Here is a 26,220-nt window from a genome sequence, read left to right on the forward strand (position 1 = left end):
CCTACGCCGGCTCGAGGTATCGATGGACAGGCAACATGGCCGAGGCGTCGACTGCGTCGTCAGGGCCGCGCACGCAGGCCCGCAGTCGATGTTCGACCGCGTCCGCGTCGAGTTCGGTGCCGATCAGCACCAGTGATGTCTGCTGGGCTTCACCCCGTGACCACGCTGCACTCTCGAACCGGATGTGTCGCCCCACCGTCTGCACGATGAACTTCTGCTGGTGTCCCGGCAGGTCGAAATGCACGACACCCTTGATGCGGTAGAGGTTTCCGGTCGGGTTCTCGAGAAATTCGATCAGCCGACGCGGCTCCATCGCTGCTGTGCTGACGAACTCGGTATGCGAGTACTGCGCATGCAGGTGTCGGTGGTGTCCGTGCTCGTGGCAGCTGTCGTCGTCGAGGTGCTCGCGGAGCAGTTCGTCGAAAGACAATTGCACGGGTAGTGCGGATTCGACCGGCCCGTTCTGGGGCCGGTCGAACAACAACAGAGGATCGACGCGTCCGAACGACACAGCTGCGACAGGGACGTCGCCGACAATGGACCGAACCGTCGACACCACCGCAGAGCGCTCCGAATCCTCGACGGCGTCGGACTTGTTCAGTACCACCAGATCCGCCAATTGCAGATGCTGATCGATTTCGGGATGCAGGGTGCGGGTATCCGCGAATTCGACCGCGTCGACGACTCCCACCAATCCGCCGTACACGATGAACTCGTTCTCACTGCCGCGCACCATTCGAATGAGATTCCGTGGCTCCGCCAATCCGCTGGCCTCCACCACGATCACGTCTATGGCCGAACGGCGGTGAGCCAGCGTATCGAACATCGCGTCCATGTCAGCGATGTCCACCGCACAGCAGATGCATCCGTTGCCCAGTGACACCATCGAATCGACCTGTCCTGCAACGAGCATGGAATCGATGTTTATCGCACCGAAATCGTTGACCACGACGCCGATCCGAATTCCCGCATCGCTGCGCAACAGATGATTGAGCAGAGTGGTCTTGCCGGCACCCAGAAAGCCGGCAACGATCACCACCGGAATTCGTCGACGCGCCACGCCGGTCGAGACTACCGGGCGGCGAGAATTCGATTCAGGAGGCCTCGAGCGAAGGTGGAGACGCTGCTGACGTTCTCGTCGGTCACCAATCCCTTCAATCCGTCGACACCGAACGATTCGACATACGGCGAGACGCTTTCGAGCAGTCGAGACAAGGCACTACGACCCGCTACGGACGTCGACGTAGCTGCGGGAACAGTCGCGCTCGTCGGTGTCGGCGCAGAGGCGGTGGAAACTGCGACATCCGGCGACGAGGCAGCCTCGGCTCCGAGAAGATAGTCGATGATGCCGGTGGCGATGGCGATCGCATGCTTCACCTGACCGTCCGAGCCCTCGAGCACCGCCGCGTCGTCCGGGTTGGAACCATTGCCCATCTCGACGAACACCAACGGAACAGTCGTCAGTGCGGGCCCCGCGACGTCGGATCGTTCCTGGATCCCGTCGACGACGCCCGAGTAATTGGCGGGATCGAACCCGGCGCGAACGTAGGAATCTCTCATCAGCTTCGAGGCCGAGCGCCCGCCCTCCGACTGAGCCGCATCGGCCGCCGCATTCGGAATCGGCAGTGTCGGCACGATCAGATGGAATCCGTGCTTGTCGGTGTCGGTCGTCGTGCTCGTCGAGTCCGCATGAATGCTGACGGCCACATCGGCTCCGGACGCGCTGGCAGCGCGAGCCCGATCGTCGACGCACCCGCCCCATCCGGTGTCGTCGACGCGGCTGGTCTTCACCGTCGCACCGAGACTCTCCAGACTGGACCGAACCAGCTCCGAGACCTTCCAGTTGATGGTGTGCTCCGGCACCCCGTCCACCGTGGTCATGCCCGTGGTCTGGCAATCCTTGGTACCGCCGCGCCCGTCGTCGACCTGCCGTTGCAGATTCTCCGAGTGAGCTGTGCCCTGGTGACCCGGATCGAGAAAGACCGTCTTTCCCGTCAACTCTCGTCCGGCCGATTCCGTGCCGGGTGTCGCCGACGGCGCGGTGGCGGGCGTGGACGGGTCGGCCGATGCCGGTGCGCCGACGAGCGCCCCAGCACCCAGTAGACCTGCGCACATCAGCGTCACCGCAGCCGACCCGGCTGTTCGTGAAGATTTCATCGACTCGTGGGCGCTCCGGTGGAGCCGGTCGCGCCACTCCCCTCTCGGCACCTCGGACGCCGTCGAGCCACGCGGTTCCCATTGGCATCAGGAGCTACCGTGCGTCACAACAGACACTTGCTGCTCGAGTGAACCAGAGATCGAACCATTCGAGTCCCTGATCGAATTTCGTTAGCCAAAGGAGTGCATTTCGTGATCGATTCGTTGCGATCTGCCCAGCCTTCTCATGTTTCCCACGACGGCGACACCAGTGCCGCGAAACTCCGAAACCGGCCGCCGGCTCGAACCGACCCCGAGAACGAATTTCCTATGAATACCGGACAGTTTGTCTTTGTTCACCGCAACAGCGATCCCTCGCACTGCGCACACACTTAATGCCTGCGCCACGTCGGTTTCGACGAATACATCTGCAGATTCTGTGGCAATGCTGCGAAACCGGTAACAATCGATCGGCCAGCATGGATATACACATTGTTCGGCCGTATAGTCGACACAGTTCGATCTGGACATCCCCCCGCATCATTCCCTGCACCATTGGAGAGCTTCAGCATGGCCAGAAAAGTCTATGTGCAACTAGTCGATGACATCGACGAAAAACCGATCGAATCCGGTGGCGAACACATAACCTATTCGGTCAACGGAGTCAGCTACGAAATCGATCTGAGCGACAAGAACGCCAAAGAATTCCACCGCAAGCTCGACTATTACATCGAGCACTCGACGAAGGTGGGCGGAAAGCGACAGAAGAAGTCGACTTCCCCGGCCACCGGGGCGAAGAGCGACGCCAATCAGACCAAAGCCATCAGAGAATGGGCGAAGGCGAACGGCCACAACATTTCTGCGCGCGGAAGAATACCCGCCGAAGTGGAGCAGGCGTTCGACGCAGCTCACTGACTCCTGCCTTCCGAATCGGCGTCTCAGGACTCACGCTGCAGACGCCGATTCGGTGGCCGAAGCCATAGACACAACAAAAGCGCCGCCCGATGGGCGGCGCTTTTGCTTTCTCGGTGGAGCTAAGGGGACTCGAACCCCTGACCCCCACACTGCCAGTGTGGTGCGCTACCAGCTGCGCCATAGCCCCGAGTACTGCGTGCTCCCGCTCATGCGGTTGCTCGAACGAAGTTACACCATCGCTCGCGGCAGCAACAAATCAGCTGGTGCGGCCCGTACTCGATGCTCCGGTACGGGCCCCCGCGCTCGACCCCGATCAGCCGACCGTAGCCAGCCATTCCGAGTCGCCCAGCGCGTCGACCACCTGTCCGTCCACCAGAACACCCGGAGTTCCGCGTGCACCCGATGCGGCCAAGGCGTCCCGACCGGTCGTCGCGTCCGCCACCGCTGAGTCACGCTGAGCGCCCGTGGTGATGCACTCCACCGCAAGATCGCTCGCTCCGTTCGACGTTGCCAGCTCCGCCAGCTCGGCATCGGTTCGGTCGGAGTCGCTTCCTTCCTCCGGCTGGAATTCCGGGTCGAACAGCGCGGCGTGGAAAGCCGAGTAGACCCGCGCATTCTCGGTGGCGGCCACGCAGTGCGACGCCGCAACGGCCCGCGTCGAATAGTCACCCGAGGCCGAGCTCGCATCGAGGAAATTGATCAGGTGGTAGTTGACCGAGACAACGCCGTCGTCGATTTTCTGAGCCAATTCCTGGCCGTGCTTCACCTCGAGATCACTGCAGAATGGGCACATCGGGTCCTCGTAGATATCGATGACGCGCTGCGCGCCCGGACGAGCCAATACGACGACACCGTCTCCCGGCAACGACAATTCGACGTCGGGATTCTTGACCGACCCGTACCCGTCGTTCCGGGGCGCGTCACTGCCTCGCTGCCACAGGATCGCGACCACGACGACCGCGACCACCACGAGGATTGCAATACCGCCCAGAATGTACGTCACGGTATTCGACGAGGCCTGCGGAGTGTGTTTCGTGCTGGATGTCTTCTTCTCGCTCACAGAGCGAATACTACGGACGAATCCGTCAGCTGCGCTCGCGCTCGAGGGTGTCCGGAACGCGCGACCACCACAACCCCGCCAGTAGAAGCAGTGCGCCCGTCACGGCGAAAGCCGGACCGAACGAGACCCGTTCCACGATCATTCCGGCCACGATCGGGCCGATCACCGCGCCCACGTCGGACGCCATCTGGAAGGCAGCCAGCACGGGTCCTCCACGGGCCTTGGAGCCGATTACGTCGGCGACCGAGGCCTGCTGGGCAGGACTCATCAGGCCCGATCCGATTCCGGCGATCAACGACACCGCGAGGAACAACACCGGATCGTGGACATAGCCCATCACGACCGTTCCCAGGCCGCACACCGCCAAACCGCCCAGCATGAACGGTTTGCGTCCGCGTACGTCGGACAGGCGACCGGCAGTGGTGAGAACCAGTGCGTTACCCACTGCGAACACCGTGAGAGCAATCCCGACGAACACCTCGGACCGCTGCATTGCCTCGACGACGAACAACGGCACCAGCGCCACTCGGACACCGAACACGGCCCATCCGTTCGCGAAATTCGACGCCAGCGCGGCCCGATAGGACGGGATTCGCAGAGCAGCGAGCAACGACATCGTCGGCGGCGCAGTTCCCTTCTCCGGCTTGACCAGATCGGAATTGCCGAGGGTGAAGTACACGACGGCAGCGGCGATCACCAGAGCCACGGCATAGATGACGAACGGCACCCGCAGACCGAAACCGACGAGCGCGCCGCCGACGAGCGGACCACCGATGGTTCCCAGCAAGAAAGCGGTCGCGTACAGCCCGGAGATGCGGCCTCTACTGGTAGGTGGACTGATTCTGATCAGCAGTCCGAGAGCAGACACCGAGAACATCGTCGACCCGATTCCGCCCAGTCCGCGAAACACCAGCAGCTGCCAGTACGTCTGAGCCAGAGCGCACGCACCGGTGGAGACCGCCACGATCAACAGTCCGATCAGGTAGACGGGTCGTTCGCCGAGGCGCTGAACCAGAGCGCCGCTCGCCGGTGCGAATAGCAACCGCATGAGGGCGAAGGCACTGATCACTGCCGATGCGGCCGTGTATCCGACGCCGAATTCTCGCGCGAACTGCGGCAGGGCAGGCGCGACGATGCCGAATCCGAGGGCGATGACGAACGCTGCCGAGACCAGTACCCAGATCTCCGGAGGGAGTTTGCCTCCGGGTTGGAATGCCGGCTCGGGGGCCGAGCTGTCGTGGTCGGGTGTCGGTGAGTCGGTCACGAGCTCTCGAGAGCGGACGAGACCAATTCACGTGCGGCAGCCTGGACCTCGGCGAGGTGTTCCTTGCCCTGGAACGACTCCGCGTAGATCTTGTAGACGTCCTCGGTTCCCGACGGACGAGCTGCGAACCAGGCGCTCTCCGTTGTCACCTTCAGCCCACCCAGTGCGGCCCCGTTTCCGGGAGCCTCGGTCAGCGTCGCGGTGATCGGCTCCCCCGCCAATTCGGTGGCTGTGATCTGGTCGGGCGACAACTTCGCGAGCACAGCCTTCTGCTCCCTGGTTGCCGGAGCATCGACGCGGGCGTACGACGGGTCGCCGTACTCGGCTGTGAATTCTGCGTAGCGTTGCGACGGTGTCGATCCGGTGACCGCGGTGATCTCCGAGGCCAACAGCGCCAAAATGATTCCGTCCTTGTCCGTGGTCCACACTCGGCCGTCGTGCCGCAGGAACGAGGCACCGGCGCTCTCCTCGCCGCCGAAGCCGAGCTCGCCGTCGAGCAGCCCCGGCACGAACCACTTGAACCCGACCGGGACCTCGAGCAGCTTTCGTCCGAGACCGGCGACGACGCGATCGATCATGGAGGAACTCACCAGCGTCTTGCCGACTGCCGCGGTCGGTGACCACCCGGGTCGGTGGGTGAACAGATAGTCGATCGCGACCGCGAGGTAGTGATTGGGGTTCATCAGACCACTGTCGGGAGTGACGATGCCGTGTCGATCGGAGTCGGCGTCGTTGCCCGTGGCGATGTCGAATCGATCCCGCGCAGCGATGAGTGATGCCATCGCGTTCGGCGACGAGCAGTCCATTCTGATCTTGCCGTCCGTGTCCAACGTCATGAAGCGGAACGTGCCGTCGACCAACGGATTGACGACGGTCAGATCGAGGTTGTGTCGTTCGGCGATCGCATCCCAGTAGTCGACACTGGCACCGCCGAGCGGATCCGCACCGATGCGAACTCCGGCGGCGCGGATCGCATCGAGATCGAGCACGTTCGGGAGGTCGTCCACGTAGGTGCCGAGGAAGTCGTACCGCGAGACGCTTCCCGCGAACGCCTGCGCGAGAGTCACACGCTTGATTCCGGTAATGCCCTCGCGGAGAAGCTCGTTGGCGCGGGCAGCGATCACCGACGTCGCATCGCTGTCGGCCGGTCCACCGTGCGGAGGGTTGTACTTGAACCCGCCGTCACGCGGCGGATTGTGGGACGGTGTGACCACGATGCCGTCGGCTTTCGCGGTCGGCCCCGACTCGTTGTACCGGAGAATGGCATGACTGACGGCGGGCGTCGGGGTGTAGCGATCCCCCGAGTCGACCAGAACGTCGACGTCGTTGGCTGCCAACACCTCCAGAGCCGTCGTCCACGCGGGCTCGGACAATGCATGGGTGTCTCGACCGATGAACAGTGGCCCGGTGATGCCTTGCGCGGAACGATATTCCACGATGGCCTGCGTGGTCGCGACGATGTGCGCCTCGTTGAACGCCGAATCCAGGCTCGAACCTCGATGACCCGAGGTCCCGAACACGACCTGCTGACTCGGCTCCGACACGTCCGGAATGCGCGAGTAGTACGCCGTGACGAGTTGCGAGAGATCGACCAGATCCTCCGGCAGTGCAGTGGTTCCAGCTCTCTCGTGCGCCACGATGCGCCTCCTCAATCCTCGAACGAACCGAATCCGGTCGACGAACCGAATTTCTCGTTCAACCCTAACGCCGCTGCCCCACCCGCGAGCTACTTGCTCTGCCGTTTCGGTGGCCGTGGCAGAAAATAGCTGGTTCGCTGCTGATATTCGCGATACCCCGGACGCTTCTCCATGGTCCGTTCCAACAGCCGAGCCCCGGTGGCGAACACCAAGAAGTACGTCATCGCGACGGGCGACAGAATCGTGAACACCCCAGGCCACGCCGAGGCCGAGACGAGGAACAGTCCCCACCACACTGCCGAGTCGCCGAAGTAATTGGGATGCCGCGTCCAGGCCCACAGACCTCGGTCCATGATCTTGCCCTTGTTCGACGCGTCGGCCTTGAACTCCTTCAATTGCGCGTCGCCCACTGCCTCGAACGTCCATCCGAGCATCCAGACCAGCACGCCGAGGACGACGACGGCCACTACCGAACCATGTGCGACAGCGGACACCTGCAACGGCAGGGACACGAACCACAGTGCGACTGCCTGCGTCAGATAGATCTTGCGCAGGGCATACAAGGTTGTGTTTCCGGTCGCCTTGGAGAGCAGTTCGGTGTATCGCGGATCTTCACCGTGTCCACGTGAACGCCGACAGACGTGCACTGCGAGACGAAGCCCCCACACTCCGACCAGGACGAGCAGCAGGACTCGACGCCACGCATCACCTGTTCCGGTCGCAGCCGCGATCAGCGCGATGAGCACGAAGCCGCCGCCCCACGTCACATCCACGACGTTGTGCCTTCCGATACGCGCACCGATGAGCGCGGTGACGATCATCAGGAGAGCGGTACCGCCGAGGCTCGCGAGCGATACGGTCAACAAGTCCGACCAGTTCATCCGACCGTCGTCCAGGTAGGCCGCACCGGTTCCATGTCGGACGGACCGTTACCGGACCGAACCGAGAGAATCTGATCGACGCCCATTCTGTTGTCCCGGAACGCCATTCCACCGCCTATCAGGTACAGCCGCCATACGCGGGCGACCTCTTCCCCGACCATCGCCACCACGTCGTCGTACCGCGCCTCGAAGCGCTCCGTCCAGACATCGACGGTCCGCACGTAATGCTCGCGCAGAGCATGGACGTCGCGAACCTCGAGTCCGGCCTCCTCGATCATGGCCACGGTCCGCCCGACCGGACGCATGAACATGTCGGGCGCGATGAACGATTCGATGAACGCGCCGCCGCCGGGGTTGTCGCCCTCCCTCCGCGACATCTGCTGAATCAGTACGCGTCCGCCGGGTTTCACGTTGGCATGCAGTGCGGCGGTGTAGGTCGGGTAATTGGCTTCTCCCACATGCTCGCCCATCTCGATCGACGCCACTGCGTCGAACGGACCGTCCGGAATCTCCCGGTAGTCCTGGATTCGGATCTCGACGTTGTCCTGCAGTCCCCGGTCGGCGATTCGCTTGTCTATGAAGGCTTTCTGTTCGCGCGAGATGGTCACTCCGACGACCTGCGCGCCGTACTCCTGAGCCGCATGCAGACTCAGGGAACCCCAGCCGCAGCCGACGTCGAGAAACCGCTGACCTGGCTTCTTGTCCAAACCGACCTTGCGACAGACGAGATCGAGCTTGTCTCGTTGGGCATCGTCGAGCGTGTAGTCGGCCGAGTCGGACGTCCAGTATCCGGAGGAATACGCCATGTGGGAATCGAGGACGAGTTCGTAGAAGTCGTTCGACAGGTCGTAGTGGTGGCTGATCGCAGCGCGGTCACGGAGCACCGAATGCAGCCGTCCTTTCACCGAGGCCTGCGACACCGGCGGCGGCAATGGGCGGCCGAACACTCCGAGATCCTTGGCCAGTTTCGCCAACCGCAGTAGCGACGCCGGCCCCGGGCGAACGGCCGCGAGTCGACGCTCACGCACCACACCCCAGACGTGATCGAGAGCTGCAGCAAGGTCGCCGTCGACGTCCAACTCTCCGGTGACGTACGCCTGCGCAGCACCGAGTTCACCCGGGCTCCAGAGCAATCGACGAAGGGCATTCGGACTTCGCAACAGCACTCTCGGTGCCGAGGCATCCCCTGCGACGGATCCGTCCCACGCGTGCAGCCGAACGGGAAGCGGACCACCCACCAGGGGTTCTATCAACTCGGCGATCCGATGCGCGACTCCGACGCCGCGCTCGGTCCGGTCTGCGGTAAGTGTCGAGGCAATCATCGCTTGTCCCTTCGGTCGAGCACGATCTGCTGAACATCGAGGTACCCGGATCGAAACCCGGCCTCCGAATAACACAGGTAGAAGTGCCACATACGCGCGAACACCTCGTCGAATCCGAGAGCTTCTGCCTCACAGCGATATTCACGGAATCGACTGTCCCACAGCGCGAGGGTGCGCGCGTAGTGGTCACCCATGGACAGGCGCTCCCGAACCCGGAGCGAGGTGCGCTGCTCGGTCACCTCCTCGATTGCCCGCACCGACGGCAGGAAACCTCCGGGAAAGATGTACTTGTGTACCCAGGTGTAGGTGTTTCGGGTGGCCAGCATCCGGTCGTGTGGCATCGTGATCGCCTGCAGCGCAACCCGACCGCCCGGCGCGAGCAACGAGTCGATCGTCTCGAAGTACGTTCTCCAATACTGATGCCCGACGGCCTCGATCATCTCGACCGACACGATGGCGTCGTACTCCCCGTCGACCAGACGATAGTCGAGAAGATCGATCTGCACTCGATCCGCGTAACCCGCAGCGGCACAACGCTTACGCGCGAGCTCTTGCTGCTCGACAGACAGTGTCACCGACCGGACCGTCGCACCACGAGCGGCTGCGCGGATGGCCAGCTCGCCCCATCCGGTGCCGATCTCGAGGACCCTGGTTCCTTCGCCGACGCCTGCGCGATCGAGTAGCCGGTCGATCTTTCGGCGCTGGGCGTCGGCGAGCTCCATGCTGTCGTCGGGTCCCGATCCGGCGAACAACGCACTCGAGTAGGTCATGGTCTCGTCGAGGAAGAGCTCGAACAGCTCGTTCGACAGATCGTAGTGACGCGAAATGTTGGATCGAGTGTTCTTCGTCGTATTGCGTTCACTCCGTGGAGGTTTCGGGACGTAGAGCCCACGGAGTCGCTGCAAGGAATTGGGAATCAGCGACGCCATTCGACGAGCGAAGACCTCGAGCACAGCGGTGAGATCCTCGGCATCCCAGTCTCCGGCCATGTATGCCTCACCGAATCCGATGAGGCCGCTGTCGCCGACGCGCGCGGCGAAGTCGTGTGGCCGATAGACCGTCATCAACGGTGCGTCGGACGATCCGGCCCCGATCATTGTGCCGTCCGGCATCGCGACTCGGACCTGCAATCCCGCGACCGCACGACGGAAGAGAAAGTCGGCAACGGGCGCGGCGACCGCAACTTTCACGCCACCGGGAACGTGGGCGATCTGGGGCCAGACCCGAGGATCGACGAGCGGGCGCGGCCCGGCACCGGACGGGTGCGACACGGAATCGGTTCGAGACACCGTTGTCATCTGTGAGCTCCTTCCTTCTGAACTCTCCGCGCCCCCGGAGGGGCAGGTTTCTGCACGATCTTCAGACCCCGCGCCCAGAGCCGAATGCCCTGCCAGCGAATCTGTATCACCACTCGCAGCGGTGCCATCGGGATCTCGAGTGCGGTACGAAGAATCGATCGCGTCGTCACCTGGCGGCGACGGCCGACGACGGTCGCCACGAACGGAGGGTGGCCGAGACGTTCGAGGACGATCGACAGCCGGAGTGTGGCGTCCGGCTCGGGCAGCTGCATGGAGTACTCGCCGTCGACGTCGTTGAACGGTGAGACGTAGAACTCTTTGGCAGTCCGTGCCTCGCCGTGACGACCGGTGTCCAACAGATACCGGTATCGCTCGCCGTAGGTGTTGTGCACCTCGGCCACCACGCAGCCGAGGTCTCCGTCGCGGTCGTGACACCAGTACACAGTCAATGGGTTGAACGTGTGCCCGAACACCCGCGCGCTGGCCAACATCGTGATGCGACCGCCGCCGAGATCGATTCCGCTCTCTGCCACGAAGGCATCGACGTTCTGGCGAATGGTGGCACCAGGGTCACCCATGTGGTCGCGGGAATCGAATGAAGCGAGTGGCCGCAGGATCCGCGGCAGTTCGGGAAGTGCGTCGAGGTCGACGAACCAGCTGTAGCTCTTGTACGAGAACGTATTTCGTATCGGTGCTCGTCGGACGTGATCGATCCGAGTGAGATACAGCGCCGCCCCGTGCGCCCGGGTGTTCGGCAGAACCGACGTCAGAGCCACGAGGCCCCCACCCGTTGCGCGGCGCGCGCTCCGGACAACGCACCGTCCTCGTGGAATCCCCACCCGTGGTACGCCCCGGCGAACGACACCGTATCGGTGTCCAATTCGGGCAGCCGACGCTGCGCTGCGACGGATTCGGGGGTGTACTGCGGGTGCTCGTAGGTCATCTCGTCGAGCACCGTGTTCGGGTCGATGCGATCTGCTCCCCCGAGGGTGACCAGCATCCTTCGATCGCTGTCACCCAATCGCTGCAACCTCGTCAGGTCGTAGCTGACCAGAACTCGATCGGGTTTGGCGCTACAGGACGGCAGGTGGTAGTTCCACGACGCTCTCGCTCTGATGTTTCGTGGCAGCACCGACGAGTCGGTGTGCAGTGCAGTGTGATTGACCGAATACGGCATAGCTCCGAGAACGCTGTGTTCGAGCGCAGTCGGCTCCGCGAGCATCTTCAGCGCGGCACCGGGATGGACTGCGATCACGGCGGCGTCGAACGTGCGCAGGTCGTCGTGGCCGTCCCGGATCTGCACCGAATCCACGGACCGGTAGACAGCATGTACCGGATTGTCGAGCAACACCTCGTCGATGTGCTCCGCAACCCGACGAACGTATTCGATCGACCCGCCGGTGACGGTACGCCAGGTGGGAGATCCTGTGACGGTGAGCATTCCGTGGTGGCGGAGAAAAGTGAACAGGTAGCGAGCCGGGTAGGCGAGAGCAGTGTCCGGATCGCACGACCACACCGCGGACACCAACGGTGTCATGAAGTGGGATTCGAAGTATGCGGAGAACGAGTGCTGCTCCAAGAATTGAGCGAGCGTCGTCTCGGTGTCCGCGGCGTCCTCGCGCTCGAGTAGCTCGGTCGCCAGACGATGAAATCGCTTGACGTCGAGCAGCATCGAGACGAAGCGAGGCCGCAGGACCGCGGTCCGCTGCGCGAGAATGCCCCGCATTCCCTGTCCGCCCGAGTATTCGAGCCCGCAGCCGTCGCACCGAACGGACATGCTCATGTCCGAATCCTGCGTCGGCACGTCGAGCTCGTCGAACAGACGGAGCAGCGTCGGATACGTGCGGTCGTTGTGCACGATGAACCCGGTGTCGACGCCCACCGGACCACCGGGGCCGTCCACGAAGTGGGTGTCGGCATGGCCGCCGAGCCGAGGGTCGGCCTCGTACAACGTCACCGACGAGTTCTTGGACAGCGCGTATGCCGCCGTGAGGCCGGCCACCCCGCTGCCCACGACGGCAACACGGCGGGTCACGACGATTCTCCCCTGCAGCCCGTCGACGCACCGGATTCGCTCGAATCGGTTCGCACTCTTGACTCGTCGGCGATACGGAGAACGAAGTCACGAGTGACGCGCGACCACACGCGCGGATCACGCAGCATGAAATGGCCTCCAGGCACCGAGAAATATTCGGCGTCGGCACCGTTCGCCATCGCGCGTTCGGTCGCGCGACGGGAGGTTCGCGGGTCGGTCCACCGGTCGGCAGTTCCGTGCACCACGAGCAGCGTGCGCTTCTCGTCGAATCCGTCGGCCTCCGTACCCTGCGGCCACCACGGAGCAAGCGCAACGACACCCGCGATCGACGGGTCGTCGATCAGCGCGGCAGCTGTGCGCCCACCCATCGAGTGACCCACCACGACCACAGGAACTTCGGGATTGCGGTCACGAATGCGGCGCAGCGCCCACCGCGCGTCCTCTACCGGCGTCCGTTCGGGGGCGTTCCAGCCGCGGAACCGATATCGCAGTTGTTGGACCGAAATATCGCGGCTACGTCCGGCCCGCCGAAGCGTCCAGGTGAAGGGCCACATTCTCAACCCCGCCAGGTGCCACGGCCTGCTGCGCGCGCGACTCACGTCCTTGCCACCGCTCAGAACCAATACCACCATCGACGGCGACGACAGCCGCTTCCCCGTGTAGAGAACTGGGGTCCGCTGGTTGCTCATGCCCTCTATTCGGCACCGAGCCCCCTCCGGGTGGGACCGGGTCGACAGCAGTGTTTGTGAGGTGTCCGACACAAAAAAGACCGGGCCGAGAGAAAGTCTCTCGGCCCGGCCTTCACAGTGGAGCTGCCGGGAATCGAACCCGGGTCCTCTGCTGCATTGCCAGGGCTTCTCCGTGTGCAGTCCGCTATGCCTCTACTTGGATCTCCCGATCTCGCGAACAAGTCAGGATGACGATCCCAGCCACTGTTTGATGTTCCTCATCATCCCGCGGCCGGATGAATCGGTGAGCCCTCTAGCTGATGCCAGTACCCGGGCCGAGGGCAAGCCCGGACTGACAGACACGCAGTCGCTACTTAGGCAGCGAGTGCGTAGTCGCGCTGATTGGAATCGGCGCTTATAAGGTTGCGATGACGCTTACGGTGGTCTCTCGCCTGCACCGACACGCTTCCCCTGACTCAACATACAAAGTCGAAACCGTTCAGCCCCGTATGTTCCCGGACACCGTGCCCGGGCTGTTCAGTGTAACGCGTCGATCGGCCATATTCATCCCGTTAACGGCCGGCAGGTCCCTGCGCCGCGGCTGCACCGGCGTCGGACTCGACTCGTTCCACTACTGTCCGCAGCATTCGACGAGCAACGGCCCTGCGTACGGGCAACGACGCGTACCACACGGCTCGCCCGGCCAATCCGCGAGGAAAGAACACGAGTCGCTGTTCGATCGTCGGCTGCTTGGCGGTGCCACCGACCGTGAGATCCAACCACGCCTCTCCCGGCAGCCGTCGTGACGACTTCAGCCGGGTGGTGTGTTCGGTTCCCGAGGCGGACGCATCCGGCCCCGTGGCGTCGCGGTGCCAACCGGTGAGCACCTCGGCGTCGGCCAATCGTTCGAGCGCGGGCCGAATGGTGCTCGAACGCGCGCTGCTTCGGGCCACCCGGGTATCGGTGTAGACGACCTCTCCAGCCCAATCGGGGTCGGAGGGAAGCGGATCCGACGGGGCCGCAGTTCCGGTGGCGTCGGTCCACCGTGTCTCGACTTCGCCGTCGTCGATCTTGCGTAGAGCCAGCCGTACCGAATCTCGGTAGCCCGTCAAGCCTTCGGCCGGACGTGGAACGACGGCGTCGATATCCATCTCGTGACCGACGGCGTCGTACTGCAACGATTCGATCAGGGGCATCGCCAATCCGCGCGGAATCGGCGTCACCAACCCGATCCAGTGACCGGCCAGACGAGGCGTCAACACCGGCAGCACGATGATGCGACGCTGGCGCAGACCGGCCACGTCGGCGTAGATGTTCATCATCTCGCCGTACTGCATGACGTCCGGCCCGCCGATGTCGTACGTGCGGGATTCGGTGACCGGAGCGCTCGCGGCCCCGATGAGGTAGTGCAGCACGTCGCGTACGGCAATCGGCTGAATACGGTTGTGCACCCACCGTGGGGTGGTCATCACCGGCAACCGATTGGTCAGGTGGCGAATCATCTCGAACGAGGCCGAACCGGACCCGATGACGACGCCCGCCTGCAGCACGATCGTCGGGACACCCGACTCGATCAGAATACGACCGACCTCGGCGCGTGACTTCAGGTGTGGCGACAGCTCACCCGTCGGCGGATGCAGGCCCCCGAGGTACACGATGCGACCGACGCCGCAATCCGCTGCGACGGTGGCTACGTTCTCGGCGCTGTCGCGTTCGGTGTCGGCAAAATCGGAATGGCCCGCGGTGCCCATCGAGTGCACCAGGTAGTACATGACGTCGACGTCGCTGAGCGCCTCCTTCAGTGACTCCCGATCACTCAGGTCACCCTGGACGATCTCGACGTCCGCCGCCCACGGAACGTTGTCGAGCTTGCTCGGGGTCCGAGCCAACACGCGAACTCGGTAACCCTCGTCGAGCAGGCGCGGTGCCAGACGACCGCCCAGGTATCCCGTGGCACCGGTGACCAGCACACGCGGCCGAGACGACGCGTTCTCGGATGTGGGGACATCGGAGGTAGAACCGGAAGCAGTCATAAACGGGTTCATTACCCGTGCGCGGGCAAGTTCAACCCGCGAGCGCGATCATCGCGATTGCCCCGAGCGCCAACGCCATTCCCACCTTCTGTAGTGCGCCGACCCGTTCGCCGAGCATCACCATCGCCAGCAACACCGTCGCAGCCGGATACAGCGAAGCGATGACGCTCACCAACGACAGCAGACCGCCCTCGTACGCGTAGATCATCGCGGCGTTGGCGACCACGTCGAGCACGCTGACGAACGCGGCAAGTTTGAGCACGCTGCCGTGGGGCGGTGCGAAATGCCCCGACGCCAACGCCACGGCCCAGACCACCGCGGTGGCCGATGCGCGGGACGCCGCGAGGGGCCACAGCCCACTGCCGTCACCGATCTGATGCAGGAAGATGAAGGCGAAGGCGAACGTCACACCCGACCCGACCGTAAGCCAGGCCACGGTGCGGGTGAACTTCATGTCGCGGCCGCCCGCGACCTCGCCGGTCACCTCGTCCGGTGACTCTTTGCTGACCAGCACGACGGCCACCAGGGCAACGGCGATGCCCACGAAGGCGATGACGCCGGGACGCTCACCCATCGACAACCCGACCAGAACCGGGATCCCGGCGACCAACACAGCCGTCACCGGGGACACCACTGCCATCGGCCCGGCCGCGAGCGCGAGATAGAACCACCACACGGCGACGCCGCCCGCCACACCCGACGCCAGGCCCCACAGCATCGCAGGGAGTTCGATGGTCCCGCCGACGAACGGAGCGACGAGCAACACGATGACGAGCGACAGCGGGTAGGACACGATGACCACCCGCAGGGCGGCGACTCGACGGGACGCGACACCGCCGACGAAATCGCTCACCCCGTAGCCCACGGCAGCTACCAGAGCGAGCAGAACAGCGGTCAGCGCATGCCCTTCACTCGACGCCCGAGCTCACGAGTGACTTCGCGTTCGGCGGTGCGCTTGGCCAACGACTGTCTCTTGTCGTAGTCCTGCTTGCCCTTGGCCAACGCCAGTTCGACCTTGACCTTGCCGTCCGAGAAGTACATCGACAGCGGCACCAACGTCAGGTTTCCCTCTTTGACCTTGCCGGCCAGGCGGTCGATCTCGCGACGATGGAGAAGAAGTTTGCGGTTTCGACGCGGCGCATGGTTGGTCCAACTTCCGAGCGTGTATTCCGCGATGTGCAGCCCGCGCAGCCAGATCTCGCCGTCGTCGACGGTCGCGAAGGCGTCGACGAGGGAGGCCTTGCCGTCGCGCAGGCTCTTGACCTCGGTGCCGACGAGCGCGACTCCGGCCTCGACGACGTCGAGTATGGAGTAGTTGTGCCGTGCCTTGCGATTGGTCGCAATGGCCTTGCGGCCCTTCTCTCTCACTGCAGGGCCCTTTCTCGAGCGTTCGATGCCTGACGCCGCCTCATCGGCAACCGCTCCAGCATAGAACCGATCGGCAACCGAATTTATTCGCGCACGTAGAGGCGCAATGTGATGTAGGCGGTGACCGCCGCCATTCCCACTCCGACGAGTGCCAGGAACGGCGAGACCAACAGCACGTCACTGTTCGATATCCGAGCCAGAATGTTGGCTTGATAGACGTCGGAGAGGACGTCGTCGATGAACATGTTCTTCGCGGTGAACAGCCCGGCAATCGCCAGCGCCGAACCGACCAGAGCTGCGACCACGGCTTCGAGGAGGAACGGCAGCTGGGTGTACCACCGGGTGGCACCGACCAGCCGCATGATTCCGACCTCGGTTCGTCTGGTGAACGCAGCGATCTGGACCATGTTGGCGATCAGGAGGATCGCAGCGATCGCCTGCACGGTGGCAATCGCGAACGCTGCGTTGCGTACTCCGTTCAGGACGCTGAACAACCGCTCCACCAGGTCTCGCTGGTTGAGCACGCTCTGCACACCCGGACGGTTCTCGAAGTTGTCGTTGATCACTCCGAATCGCTCCGGGTCGCTCAGACGCACCTTGAACGAGGCCGGGAAACTGTCGGCACTGACCAACTCTGCCAGTTCTGGTTGGTCCTTGAACACTCGCTCGGTCGCATCCTTCACCGCGTCCTCGCGGTTGAGGTACTGCACCGAGACCACGGAGGGTGTGTTCTCGAGATCCGAGCGCAACGTAGCGCACGTCTCCTGGGCACAGTCTGCGTCGGTGGCAGAGATGTCGTCGGTGAGGAAGATCTGCACCTCCACCCGGTCGAGGAAGATCTGCTGGGTCTTTCCTGCCATCTGCACCACGAGCAATCCGCCGCCGAACAGACCGAGGGAAATAGCGGTCGTCAAAATCATGGCGATCGTCATGGTGATGTTGCGGCGAAGCCCGGTGAAGACCTCACTGAAGATGAAACTTGCGCGCATCGCGGAATCCGAGCCCTTCGATTCGTTCGGTCGAGAAGTCTGAGCGGTCGAGTTCGGTGGTCGGCGTCAGCGGCCGACGCCGTAGACCCCTCGGGCCTCGTCACGAACGACTCGTCCGTTGTCCAGTTCCACGACGCGTCGACGCATGGAATCGACGATGTGGTTGTCGTGGGTCGCCATCAGCACGGTGGTTCCGGTGCGATTGATGCGCTCGAGCAGCAGCATGATGTCCTGACTGGTGTCCGGATCGAGGTTTCCGGTCGGCTCGTCGGCGAGCAGCACCAGCGGCCGATTGACGAACGCCCTGGCGATCGCCACACGCTGCTGCTCACCACCGGACAACTCGTTGGGCAGACGGTCGGACTTGCCGCCGAGTCCCACCAGATCCAGCACCTCGGGAACAGTGCGCTTGATCATCGATCGAGGCTTGCCGATCACCTCGAGCGCGAACGCGACGTTTTCCACCACGGTCTTCTGCTGCAGCAGTCGGAAGTCCTGGAACACGCACCCCATGCTCTGTCGTAGCCGCGGGACGCGACGAGCAGCGAGCCGGTTGACGTGAAAATCCGCTACGTGGATATCGCCGGACGTCGGCGTCTCTTCCTTGAGCAACAAACGCATGAATGTCGACTTGCCCGAACCCGAGGGCCCGATCAGAAACACGAACTCGCCTTTGTCGATGGAGACCGTCACCTTGTCCAGAGCGGGCCTGGTCGAGGTCTTGTAGGACTTGGACACATTCGAGGTGCTGATCACGGGTCGCCAGTGTAGTCCTTACCCGTCGGTAACCGCCGGAAGCGAGCGGGTGCCGCGGCGAGTCCCGAGGGTCGGTAAAGAGTGCCTCAGCGCGACGACGTCGGTGCAGGCCGGGACGGGATGAGCGACTGAATCGCCGGCGGGATGGGCACGCCGAACGGGGCAGTCGTCGTGGTCGGCGGGGCGGTAGTCGTCGTCGACTGGGTACCGGTGTCGTCGGCGCTCGTCGACGACTCCGGGTCGGTGGTCGTGCTGGGTGTGGTGGTGGTCGACAGACGTGAGGGGGTCGGTACGTACGTCTGCGATTCGCTCGGTTGATTGAGCTCGTCCGGGCTCACCGCAACCGGCCCCTGAACCGCTTCCCCGTTCCTCTCGGCGATATCTGCGCTGACCTGCCCGTACAGCAGAGCGGTGAGCACGAAGCAGATTCCGAACGCCACGGTGGAGGTTCGGACGCGGCCGTAGATCTTGGCCGGAATGCGCCACTGCCGCCAATTTCGTTGCGAGCGTTCGGTTCCGGTATCGGGTGTACTCACTGGTCTTCCGTTCGATCTCGTCCCGATGATTCCGGTGCAACTCCGGCCGTGCTGACGTCGGGGGCAACGTTGATGCCCTCGGGCTGCAGCGCAGCGGCAACTCTCACACGCAGCTCTCGTCCCACCTGGAATTGCTTGCCCGGCAGCGTCCGCGCGACCAAGCGCACGTTGACCTGCCCCACCTCGATGCTCTCCACGCCCATCACGGTCGGTTCGTCGAGTAGGAGCGGACGCAAGTGTGAATCTGCGAACGCATCGCGGCCTACCGCACGCAGCAGCGCATTCACCTGAGTCAGATCGGCGGTACTGGGGACCGGAACGTCGACGACGGCGCGAGCCCAATCCTTGGACAGGTTGATCGCCTTGACGATCTGCCCGTTCGGCACGGTGATGACCTCGCCGTCGACGCTACGGACCCGCGTCACTCGGAGCGTGACGTCCTCGACCGTGCCCTCGGCATCCTCGGCGGAGCCGTTGACGGCGATCTGCACCACGTCACCGAAGCCGTACTGCCGTTCGGTGATGATGAAGAAGCCGGCCAGGATGTCTTGAACCACGCGCTGAGCACCGAAGCCGAGGGCTGCACCGATGACAGTCGCGGGTGCCACGAGTCCACCGACCCCGAAGCCGAAGCGGCGCAACACCTCGATGGTGACCAGGATGTAGATGAGCGTGACCAGCACCCAGGTGATGACCTGAGCCAGGGCATGACGGTGTTTGGCGGCCTCCGACCGGACGAGCGCATCGCTGTGCTGATAGTTCTGGTCGATACGGGCCGTGATCCGGGAGCCGGTCCACGTGACGAACCGCGCGGCCAGCAGTCCACCGAGGATGTAGAGCACGATTCCGAGTGCGTTGAGCTTGAAGTCGAGCGTCGGGTCGAGCCAGGACGTCATCGGTTACTGCTCCCCTCGCATTCGCCAGCGAATTCCCGATTCCAGGAAGCCGTCGATGTCTCCATCGAGAACAGTAGACGGATTGTTGACCTCGTACTCGGTACGCAAATCTTTGACCATCTGGTACGGGTGCAGGACGTACGAGCGCATCTGATTGCCCCAGGAGCTGCCGCCGTCACCCTTGAGCGCGTCCATTTCGGCCCGCTCTTCCTTGCGCTTGACCTCGAGCAGCTTGGCCTGCAGCACGCGCATGGCCGACACCTTGTTCTGCAGCTGCGACTTCTCGTTCTGGCAGGTCACGACGATTCCGGTCGGAATATGCGTCAACCGGACAGCGGAGTCGGTGGTGTTGACCGACTGCCCACCTGGCCCGGACGAGCGATAGACGTCGACCCGAATGTCGTTCTCGGGGATTTCGATGTGGTCGGTGGTCTCGACGACCGGAAGCACCTCGACCTCCGCGAACGACGTCTGGCGTCGACCTTGGTTGTCGAACGGGCTGATCCGGACGAGCCGGTGCGTACCTTGCTCGACCGACAGCGTTCCGTAGGTGTACGGCGCCTTGACGGCGAACGTCGCGCTCTTGATTCCGGCCTCTTCGGCGTAGGACGTGTCGTAGACCTCGACGCCGTACCCGTGCTTCTCGGCCCAGCGGATGTACATGCGCATGAGCATTTCCGCCCAGTCGGCGGCGTCGATTCCGCCGGCACCGGAGCGAATGTTCACGAGGGCGTCGCGGGCGTCGTACTCACCGGACAGCAGCGTTCGAACTTCCATGGCAGCGATGTCCTCTCGGAGCGAGGCGCGTTCGGCGTCGGCGTCAGCGGTGGCGGATGCGGCGGCCTCGCCCTCTTCGCCCTCGGCCAACTCGTACAGAACCGGCATGTCCTCGAGCCGCTGCCGGAGCTCCTCGACGCGGCGCAGTTCGGCCTGCGCATGGGAGAGCTGACTGGTCACCTGCTGAGCGTGTTCCTGGTCGTTCCACAGGTCGGGTGAGGCGGCCTGATGTTCCAGCTCGTCGATGCGTCGCCGCAGCTCCTCGACGTCGAGAACGGACTCGACTGTGGACAGAGTGGTGTCGAGCTCGGCGAGGTCTGCAGAAACGTCGGGATGCACGAGAGTCAAGGTTACCGGCACACGAACCCGTCCCCGACCGCCCCCGAAGACGCATGGTCATCCAGGGGTTCGAACCGTGCTGATTCGAACCCTGTTCGGGCACCTCGTCCGCTGTTAGCTTTCGACCAGTCGGCATATGCGCACGTCGACATCCCTGCCGCCGCACGGTGCCAGCGACATTCGATGGACAGAGGAGTCTCGTATGACCGTCACCGACCAGTACCTCGAGAACAACAAGGCATACGCCGCCCAATTCGGCGGTCCCCTACCGCTGCCGCCGTCGAAGCACATCGCGGTGGTCGCGTGCATGGACGCCCGGCTCGACGTCTACCGGATTCTCGGCCTGGCCGACGGGGAAGCACACGTGATCCGCAATGCGGGTGGGGTGATCACCGACGACGAGATTCGTTCTCTGGCCATCAGCCAGCGTCTACTCGGCACCAAGGAGATCATCCTGATCCACCACACCGATTGCGGCATGCTCACGTTCACCGACGACGAGTTCAAGAACGACCTCCAGGAAGAAACGGGTCTGAAGCCCAACTGGGCTGCCGAATCGTTCCCCGATCTGAACCGCGACGTTCGGCAGTCCTTGGCGCGCATCGAGCTCAGCCCGTTCGTCACGAAGCACGAGTCGCTTCGCGGGTTCGTCTTCGATGTTGCCACCGGAAAGTTGAACGAAGTCACCGGATAGGCCCGGCCACCCATATTGCCGCGTACGAGCAGGCCCGTGCGCGGCGATAGTCTTCTGCGGTGACCGACTACTCTGCCGATCTGCATCTCGCCCTCCGGCTCGCCGACGAAGCCGACGTCATCACCCGTGGACGATTCCTCGCCATGGACCTGACGGTGGACTCGAAGCCGGATCTCACACCGGTCAGCGACGCAGACCTGGCCGTGGAAACGATGATTCGGGCGGAGCTCGGTTCGGAGCGTCCCGACGATGCTCTGCTCGGCGAGGAGTTCGGTGGCACGGCTACGTTCAGCGGCCGCCAATGGGTCGTCGATCCGATCGACGGCACCAAGAACTTCGTGCGCGGCGTACCCGTGTGGGCAACGCTGATCGCGCTGCTCGAGGACGGCGTCCCCGCAGTCGGAGTGGTCAGCGCCCCGGCGCTGCATCGCCGATGGTGGGCCGCCGAGCAGCTGGGATCGTGGACGAGCGTCGGCGACGAAGCCGCCCGTCGAATCAACGTGTCGAAAGTCGATTCACTGGCCGCGTCCAGTCTGAGTTTCTCCAGCCTGTCCGGCTGGGCCGACCTCGGAACCAGAGACCGCTTTGTCGGACTGACCGATGACGTGTGGCGAGTCCGCGCCTACGGCGACTTCTTCTCCTACTGCCTGCTCGCCGAAGGAGCCCTCGACATCGCCGCCGAGCCGGAGGTCTCCCTGTGGGATCTGGCGGCACTCGATGTTCTGGTGCGCGAGGCGGGCGGGACGTTCACCTCGCTCGACGGACGCGTCGGGCCGCACGGCGGGAGCGCGGTAGCCACGAACGGGCTGCTGCACCAGGACGTCCTCGGCCGCCTCTCCCCTGTTGCGTGAATCGGTCGGCACTCACCGGAGACGGACGGTAAGAACAGCGAGGCGTCAGAGGACTGCGGCCAGGACCAGGGCCAGGAGCGGAGTGATTCCCTGCACGAACGCGGGCCGGAAGTACTTCGCTCCGCCGGTGGCGAGTACCAGAGCCGCGCCGACGATGCTGGCGCATGCGAAGTAGACGATCGCGTCGCCGGCCGAACCGCCCACGATGAGGCCGACCACGATGCCGATGCCGAGAAACAGGTTGTAGAACCCCTGATTGAAGGCCATCGGTTTGGTGATGTCTGCGTCGTTCTGACTGGCGACACCGAACTTCGCCCACACGGCCGGCTTGGACCAGAGCACGCTTTCCATGACGAAGATGGCGACATGGAGTACCGCGGCGAGGGCGGCGAAGACCTGAGCTATCGGATGCACAGGAAACAGCCTGTCACATCGGTACGACGCAGGATACGAAAGACCCGCCACGGTGTCGTGCGCCACCAGTACTTACTCGACAGTAGACAGGTAACTTACTCGGGAGTAAGATCTGTGAAGTCCGTGCCCGACGCCGAGGAACTGGTGATCATGAGCAAGCAAGACAGTGTGGTCGACGCGAAGGCCCCCAAGGTGCCCCGCGATACTTCTGCGGTTGGCCTCAACCCGTTCAAGAGAGATGCGATCGGAACCGCCATGCGCGTTCTGACGGCCATCACCGGGTCCGAACTGGCGGAGAAGTACAACCTTCGACAGACGATCGACCGCGTTACGTACGAGAGCACCAAGACCGGGTTCAAGACCCTCGGCGCTGCCAACCGTACGTTCGCCAAGGTCACCGGAGGCGGCAAGCCCAAGCGTCTCGACGACGGTGCCGCGAAGAACCTGAGCTACTTCGACCTGACCCCCGACGACGAGCAGCGCATGATCATCGAAACGGTCAAGGAGTTCGCCGAGGAAATCCTCCGGCCGGCCGCCTTCGAGGCCGATCACAACGCCTCCTCGCCCGAGGACCTGGTCCGCCGATCCGCCGAACTCGGCATCACGCTCATCAACGTCCCCGAGGAGCTCGACGGTGCCGCCAGCGAGCGCGGTGCGGTCACCAATTCCCTCGTCGCCGAGGCGCTCGCCCACGGCGATATGGGCCTGGCCCTGCCGATCCTCGCGCCCAGCGGTGTCGCTGTCGCCCTCACTCAGTGGGGAACGGATGCGCAGCAGAAGACGTACCTTCCGGCATTCGTCGGCGAGAAGGTGCCGAACGCAGCAGTGGTCGTCAACGAGCCCCGCGCACTGTTCGATCCGTACGCGCTGCAGACCAAGGCGGTGCGCTCGCCCAGCGGATACAAGCTCAACGGAGTCAAGAGCCTCGTACCCGCGGCCGGCAGCTCCGAGCTGTTCGTCATCGCGGCGGAACTCGAAGGTCGCCCGACTTTCTTCATCGTCGAGTCCGACTCCAAGGGCCTCGTCGTCGAAGCGGATCCGAGCATGGGTCTGCGCGCCGCGGGCCTGGGTCGCCTGATCCTCACCGACGTGGCAGTGCCCGAGTCGGCTCTGCTCGGTGATGGTGACGCCGACCAGCGCGCCGCCGAGTACAGCGCCGCCATCGGTTTGGCCCGTCTGGGCTGGGCCTCCTTGGCCGTCGGTACGAGCCAGGCCGTACTCGACTACGTCGTTCCGTACGTCAACGAGCGCGTTGCGTTCGGCGAGCCGATCAGTAACCGCCAGGCCGTGGCCTTCATGGTCGCCAACATCGCCATCGAGCTCGACGGCATGCGGTTGGTCACGCTGCGTGGCGCGTCTCGCGCCGAGCAGGGACTGTCGTTCACTCGTGAATCGGCCCTCGCACGCCGCCTGGCGTCCGAGAAGGGAATGCAGATCGGCTCCGACGGTGTGCAGTTGCTCGGTGGACACGGCTTCACCAAGGAACATCCGGTCGAGCGCTGGTACCGCGATCTACGGTCCGTCGGCGTCGCCGAAGGCATCGTTCTCATCTAGCTCGCCGACCCGAATTCCATGGCACTCACCCAAGGACACACACGATGATCAATCTTGAACTTCCCAAGAAGCTTCGGGCGCAGGCGAATCAGGCTCACCAGGTCGCTGCCGAGATCTTCCGCCCCATCTCCCGCAAGTACGACCTCGCCGAGCACGAGTACCCGGTGGAGCTCGACACCATGGCGTCCATGGTCGAAGGCATGTCCGACGCCGGTGGCGAAATCGGCGGAGCCGCCGGTGGCCGCGAGAAGGACAGCGAGTCGGCCAAGCCCAGCAAGACAGCCAACTCCAACGGCGGCAACATGTCCGCTCTGGTGAACGTCATCGAAACCTGCTGGGGCGACGTCGGCCTCACGCTGTCGATCCCGTACCAGGGACTCGGCAACTCCGCTATCGCCGCGGTCTCCACCGACGAGCAGCTCGAGCGCTTCGGCAAGGTGTGGGCTTCGATGGCCATCACCGAGCCCAGCTTCGGCTCGGACTCCGCGGCAGTCACCACCACCGCTGTCCTCGACGGCGACGAGTGGGTGCTCAACGGCGAGAAGATCTACGTCACCGCCGGTGAGCGTTCCACCCACATCGTGGTGTGGGCAACGGTCGACAAGTCTCTCGGCCGCGCGGCCATCAAGTCGTTCGTCGTCCCGCGTGACGCTCCGGGCCTGTCGGTTGCCCGCCTCGAGCACAAGCTGGGCATCAAGGCGTCCGACACCGCAGCCCTGCTGCTCGAGGATTGCCGCATCCCGAAGGACAACCTGCTCGGCACCGCCGAGGTCAACGTCGAAAAGGGCTTCGCGGGCGTCATGCAGACGTTCGACAACACTCGCCCTCTGGTTGCTGGAATGGCGATCGGCGTCGCCCGTGCCGCACTCGAGGAGTTGCGGTCCATCCTGGTCGATGCCGGAGTCGACATCTCGTACGAGACTCCCGCCTACAACCAGCACGCGGCGGCCGCAGAGTTCCTGCGACTCGAAGCAGACTGGGAAGCCGCGCACCTGCTCGCACTGCGCGCGGCATGGATGGCAGACAACAAGGAGCCCAACTCGCTGCAGGCGTCGATGTCGAAGGCGAAGGCCGGACGCTCCGCAGTCGACATCACCCTCAAAGCAGTCGAGTTGGCCGGTACCTACGGCTACTCCGAGCGCCCGCTGCTCGAGAAGTGGAGCCGTGACTCCAAGATTCTCGACATCTTCGAGGGCACGCAGCAGATCCAGCAGCTGATCGTTGCCCGTCGCGTACTCGGAAAGTCCTCGGCCGAGCTGAAGTAAGCAGTGGCTCGTCATCGAGTCGGCACGTGATCGACAAGCGGCACCGGACTGTGCGTCCGGTGCCGCTTTCGTGCGCTTGGAAGAAATGTCGAGGGTCGGTGTCGATATCGTGATGTCTCGATCGTCGTCTTCGTGTACGGCGAATCGCGCCGCGACACCGAGGTACCGAGCCAAGGAGCGCACCATGAAGTACATCCTGTTGATCAACGCCGACACCTCCCCCGGTGCTGCACCCGGCTGCAGCAGTGTGGAGGACTGGATGACGTACGAGAGGGAACTGAAGGAGGCCGGCGTCTACGTTGCCGGGCACGCGCTGGCCGACTTGACCACTGCTACCGCGGTACGCGTCGATCCGAGCACGGGCGAACGGACCGTCACGGACGGCCCGTATGCCGAGTCGCACGAGGTACTCGGGGGTTACGACGTCATCGACGTTCCCGACCTCGATGCCGCGCTCGAGTGGGCGGCCCGCTGCCCCGGCTCCAAGGACGGCGGCACCGTCGTCGTGCGCCCGCTCGCAGAATTCTGACGC

Annotated in this window: 26 protein-coding genes, 1 tRNA gene and 1 other RNA gene; 6 read left to right on the top strand and 22 right to left on the bottom strand. The window is 64.0% G+C overall.

Annotation, left to right across the window (positions count from 1 at the left end; translation table 11 throughout):
* Position 1 precedes the first annotated feature (1 nt).
* Positions 2-1,060 carry a CobW family GTP-binding protein gene (locus CH268_RS07515; protein ID WP_094663119.1) on the bottom strand — a complete coding sequence of 353 codons (1,059 nt, stop codon included), beginning with the start codon at positions 1,058-1,060 and terminating at the stop codon, positions 2-4.
* 11 nt (positions 1,061-1,071) lie between these two features.
* Positions 1,072-2,157 (bottom strand): N-acetylmuramoyl-L-alanine amidase, encoded by a 1,086-nt coding sequence (locus CH268_RS07520; RefSeq protein WP_255182313.1) that lies wholly within the window; start codon positions 2,155-2,157, stop codon positions 1,072-1,074.
* 549 nt (positions 2,158-2,706) lie between these two features.
* Between CH268_RS07520 and CH268_RS07530 the strand changes: the two genes are divergently transcribed.
* The gene (locus CH268_RS07530) at positions 2,707-3,051 is read left to right on the top strand and encodes a histone-like nucleoid-structuring protein Lsr2 (protein WP_094663216.1); all 345 of its coding nucleotides are present in this window, start codon (positions 2,707-2,709) and stop codon (positions 3,049-3,051) included.
* Positions 3,052-3,165: 114 nt separating this feature from the next.
* Here CH268_RS07530 and CH268_RS07535 read toward each other — a convergent pair.
* The 19 genes from CH268_RS07535 to prfB all read right to left on the bottom strand — a co-directional run bounded on the left by CH268_RS07535 (position 3,166) and on the right by prfB (position 20,910).
* A tRNA-Ala gene (locus tag CH268_RS07535) sits at positions 3,166-3,238 on the bottom strand.
* A 126-nt stretch (positions 3,239-3,364) separates the two neighbouring features.
* Entirely contained in the window at positions 3,365-4,111 is a 747-nt protein-coding gene (locus CH268_RS07540; protein ID WP_176457865.1) for a DsbA family protein, read from the bottom strand.
* Between the two features lie 25 nt (positions 4,112-4,136).
* Positions 4,137-5,294 carry an MFS transporter gene (locus CH268_RS07545; protein ID WP_045841964.1) on the bottom strand — a complete coding sequence of 386 codons (1,158 nt, stop codon included), beginning with the start codon at positions 5,292-5,294 and terminating at the stop codon, positions 4,137-4,139.
* 77 nt (positions 5,295-5,371) lie between these two features.
* The gene (pgm, locus tag CH268_RS07550; RefSeq protein WP_027496584.1) at positions 5,372-7,012 is read right to left on the bottom strand and encodes a phosphoglucomutase (alpha-D-glucose-1,6-bisphosphate-dependent); all 1,641 of its coding nucleotides are present in this window, start codon (positions 7,010-7,012) and stop codon (positions 5,372-5,374) included.
* Positions 7,013-7,101: 89 nt separating this feature from the next.
* Complete coding sequence (locus tag CH268_RS07555) at positions 7,102-7,893, bottom strand: DUF1295 domain-containing protein (protein ID WP_094663122.1); 792 nt, start codon at positions 7,891-7,893, stop codon at positions 7,102-7,104.
* A complete protein-coding gene (locus CH268_RS07560; protein ID WP_094663124.1) occupies positions 7,890-9,215 on the bottom strand; it encodes an SAM-dependent methyltransferase in 1,326 nt (441 codons plus the stop codon). Before CH268_RS07560 ends, CH268_RS07555 begins: the two co-directional genes overlap by 4 nt.
* Complete coding sequence (locus CH268_RS07565) at positions 9,212-10,513, bottom strand: SAM-dependent methyltransferase (RefSeq protein WP_094663126.1); 1,302 nt, start codon at positions 10,511-10,513, stop codon at positions 9,212-9,214. Before CH268_RS07565 ends, CH268_RS07560 begins: the two co-directional genes overlap by 4 nt.
* Positions 10,510-11,289 (bottom strand): DUF1365 domain-containing protein, encoded by a 780-nt coding sequence (locus CH268_RS07570; RefSeq protein WP_094715278.1) that lies wholly within the window; start codon positions 11,287-11,289, stop codon positions 10,510-10,512. Before CH268_RS07570 ends, CH268_RS07565 begins: the two co-directional genes overlap by 4 nt.
* Positions 11,280-12,566, bottom strand: a complete 1,287-nt coding sequence (locus tag CH268_RS07575) for an NAD(P)/FAD-dependent oxidoreductase (protein ID WP_217900900.1) — start codon at positions 12,564-12,566, stop codon at positions 11,280-11,282. Before CH268_RS07575 ends, CH268_RS07570 begins: the two co-directional genes overlap by 10 nt.
* Positions 12,545-13,237, bottom strand: coding sequence for an alpha/beta hydrolase (locus CH268_RS07580; RefSeq protein WP_094663130.1), 693 nt, complete (start codon positions 13,235-13,237; stop codon positions 12,545-12,547). The genes CH268_RS07575 and CH268_RS07580 overlap by 22 nt, the downstream gene beginning before the upstream one ends.
* Positions 13,238-13,352: 115 nt before the next feature.
* Positions 13,353-13,723, bottom strand: a transfer-messenger RNA (tmRNA) gene (ssrA, locus tag CH268_RS07585).
* 65 nt (positions 13,724-13,788) lie between these two features.
* Complete coding sequence (locus tag CH268_RS07590) at positions 13,789-15,249, bottom strand: SDR family NAD(P)-dependent oxidoreductase (protein ID WP_048320205.1); 1,461 nt, start codon at positions 15,247-15,249, stop codon at positions 13,789-13,791.
* Between the two features lie 31 nt (positions 15,250-15,280).
* Positions 15,281-16,135, bottom strand: a complete 855-nt coding sequence (locus tag CH268_RS07595) for a DMT family transporter (protein WP_072692108.1) — start codon at positions 16,133-16,135, stop codon at positions 15,281-15,283.
* Between the two features lie 8 nt (positions 16,136-16,143).
* Positions 16,144-16,617: an SsrA-binding protein SmpB gene (smpB, locus tag CH268_RS07600; RefSeq protein WP_027496576.1), complete on the bottom strand. Its 474-nt coding sequence runs from the start codon at positions 16,615-16,617 to the stop codon at positions 16,144-16,146.
* Between the two features lie 83 nt (positions 16,618-16,700).
* Positions 16,701-17,606 carry a permease-like cell division protein FtsX gene (ftsX, locus tag CH268_RS07605; protein WP_032366335.1) on the bottom strand — a complete coding sequence of 302 codons (906 nt, stop codon included), beginning with the start codon at positions 17,604-17,606 and terminating at the stop codon, positions 16,701-16,703.
* 66 nt (positions 17,607-17,672) lie between these two features.
* On the bottom strand, positions 17,673-18,362 hold the full coding sequence (gene ftsE / locus CH268_RS07610; protein WP_027496574.1) for a cell division ATP-binding protein FtsE: 690 nt from the start codon (positions 18,360-18,362) through the stop codon (positions 17,673-17,675).
* Between the two features lie 86 nt (positions 18,363-18,448).
* Positions 18,449-18,898, bottom strand: a complete 450-nt coding sequence (locus CH268_RS07615) for a hypothetical protein (protein ID WP_094663132.1) — start codon at positions 18,896-18,898, stop codon at positions 18,449-18,451.
* Positions 18,895-19,794 (bottom strand): mechanosensitive ion channel family protein, encoded by a 900-nt coding sequence (locus CH268_RS07620; RefSeq protein WP_094663134.1) that lies wholly within the window; start codon positions 19,792-19,794, stop codon positions 18,895-18,897. Before CH268_RS07620 ends, CH268_RS07615 begins: the two co-directional genes overlap by 4 nt.
* Before the next feature lie 3 nt (positions 19,795-19,797).
* Positions 19,798-20,910, bottom strand: a complete 1,113-nt coding sequence (gene prfB / locus CH268_RS07625; protein ID WP_027496571.1) for a peptide chain release factor 2 — start codon at positions 20,908-20,910, stop codon at positions 19,798-19,800.
* 202 nt (positions 20,911-21,112) lie between these two features.
* Here prfB and CH268_RS07630 point away from each other — a divergent pair, with 202 nt between their 5' ends.
* On the top strand, positions 21,113-21,604 hold the full coding sequence (locus CH268_RS07630) for a beta-class carbonic anhydrase (RefSeq protein WP_094663222.1): 492 nt from the start codon (positions 21,113-21,115) through the stop codon (positions 21,602-21,604).
* Positions 21,605-21,663: 59 nt separating this feature from the next.
* On the top strand, positions 21,664-22,455 hold the full coding sequence (locus CH268_RS07635) for an inositol monophosphatase family protein (protein WP_032370734.1): 792 nt from the start codon (positions 21,664-21,666) through the stop codon (positions 22,453-22,455).
* A gap of 45 nt (positions 22,456-22,500) precedes the next feature.
* Here the strand turns inward: CH268_RS07635 and CH268_RS07640 are convergent, their stop codons facing one another.
* Positions 22,501-22,869 (bottom strand): DUF1304 domain-containing protein, encoded by a 369-nt coding sequence (locus CH268_RS07640; RefSeq protein ID WP_027496568.1) that lies wholly within the window; start codon positions 22,867-22,869, stop codon positions 22,501-22,503.
* 144 nt (positions 22,870-23,013) lie between these two features.
* On the opposite strand from CH268_RS07640, the gene CH268_RS07645 reads away from it, so the two are divergent.
* The 3 genes from CH268_RS07645 (at position 23,014) to CH268_RS07655 (ending at position 26,217) form a co-directional block, all read left to right on the top strand.
* Positions 23,014-24,423, top strand: a complete 1,410-nt coding sequence (locus CH268_RS07645; protein ID WP_094663224.1) for an acyl-CoA dehydrogenase family protein — start codon at positions 23,014-23,016, stop codon at positions 24,421-24,423.
* A 44-nt stretch (positions 24,424-24,467) separates the two neighbouring features.
* Complete coding sequence (locus CH268_RS07650) at positions 24,468-25,688, top strand: acyl-CoA dehydrogenase family protein (RefSeq protein ID WP_032366333.1); 1,221 nt, start codon at positions 24,468-24,470, stop codon at positions 25,686-25,688.
* A 184-nt stretch (positions 25,689-25,872) separates the two neighbouring features.
* Positions 25,873-26,217, top strand: coding sequence for a YciI family protein (locus CH268_RS07655; RefSeq protein ID WP_094663226.1), 345 nt, complete (start codon positions 25,873-25,875; stop codon positions 26,215-26,217).
* The last annotated feature ends 3 nt before the right edge of the window (positions 26,218-26,220 follow it).

It is taken from the genome of Rhodococcus sp. 06-1460-1B (assembly GCF_002258475.1).
Lineage (GTDB): Bacteria > Actinomycetota > Actinomycetes > Mycobacteriales > Mycobacteriaceae > Rhodococcoides > Rhodococcoides fascians.

Coding starts and splice junctions, on each gene's coding strand:
- CH268_RS07520 (WP_255182313.1), bottom strand. CDS start 2,157: ATGAAATCTTCACGAACAGCCGGGTCGGCTGCGGTGACGCTGATGTGC.
- CH268_RS07530 (WP_094663216.1), top strand. CDS start 2,707: ATGGCCAGAAAAGTCTATGTGCAACTAGTCGATGACATCGACGAAAAA.
- CH268_RS07555 (WP_094663122.1), bottom strand. CDS start 7,893: ATGAACTGGTCGGACTTGTTGACCGTATCGCTCGCGAGCCTCGGCGGT.
- CH268_RS07560 (WP_094663124.1), bottom strand. CDS start 9,215: ATGATTGCCTCGACACTTACCGCAGACCGGACCGAGCGCGGCGTCGGA.
- CH268_RS07565 (WP_094663126.1), bottom strand. CDS start 10,513: ATGACAACGGTGTCTCGAACCGATTCCGTGTCGCACCCGTCCGGTGCC.
- CH268_RS07580 (WP_094663130.1), bottom strand. CDS start 13,237: ATGAGCAACCAGCGGACCCCAGTTCTCTACACGGGGAAGCGGCTGTCG.
- CH268_RS07590 (WP_048320205.1), bottom strand. CDS start 15,249: ATGACTGCTTCCGGTTCTACCTCCGATGTCCCCACATCCGAGAACGCG.
- ftsX (WP_032366335.1), bottom strand. CDS start 17,606: ATGCGCGCAAGTTTCATCTTCAGTGAGGTCTTCACCGGGCTTCGCCGC.
- CH268_RS07620 (WP_094663134.1), bottom strand. CDS start 19,794: ATGACGTCCTGGCTCGACCCGACGCTCGACTTCAAGCTCAACGCACTC.
- CH268_RS07630 (WP_094663222.1), top strand. CDS start 21,113: ATGACCGTCACCGACCAGTACCTCGAGAACAACAAGGCATACGCCGCC.
- CH268_RS07650 (WP_032366333.1), top strand. CDS start 24,468: ATGATCAATCTTGAACTTCCCAAGAAGCTTCGGGCGCAGGCGAATCAG.
- CH268_RS07655 (WP_094663226.1), top strand. CDS start 25,873: ATGAAGTACATCCTGTTGATCAACGCCGACACCTCCCCCGGTGCTGCA.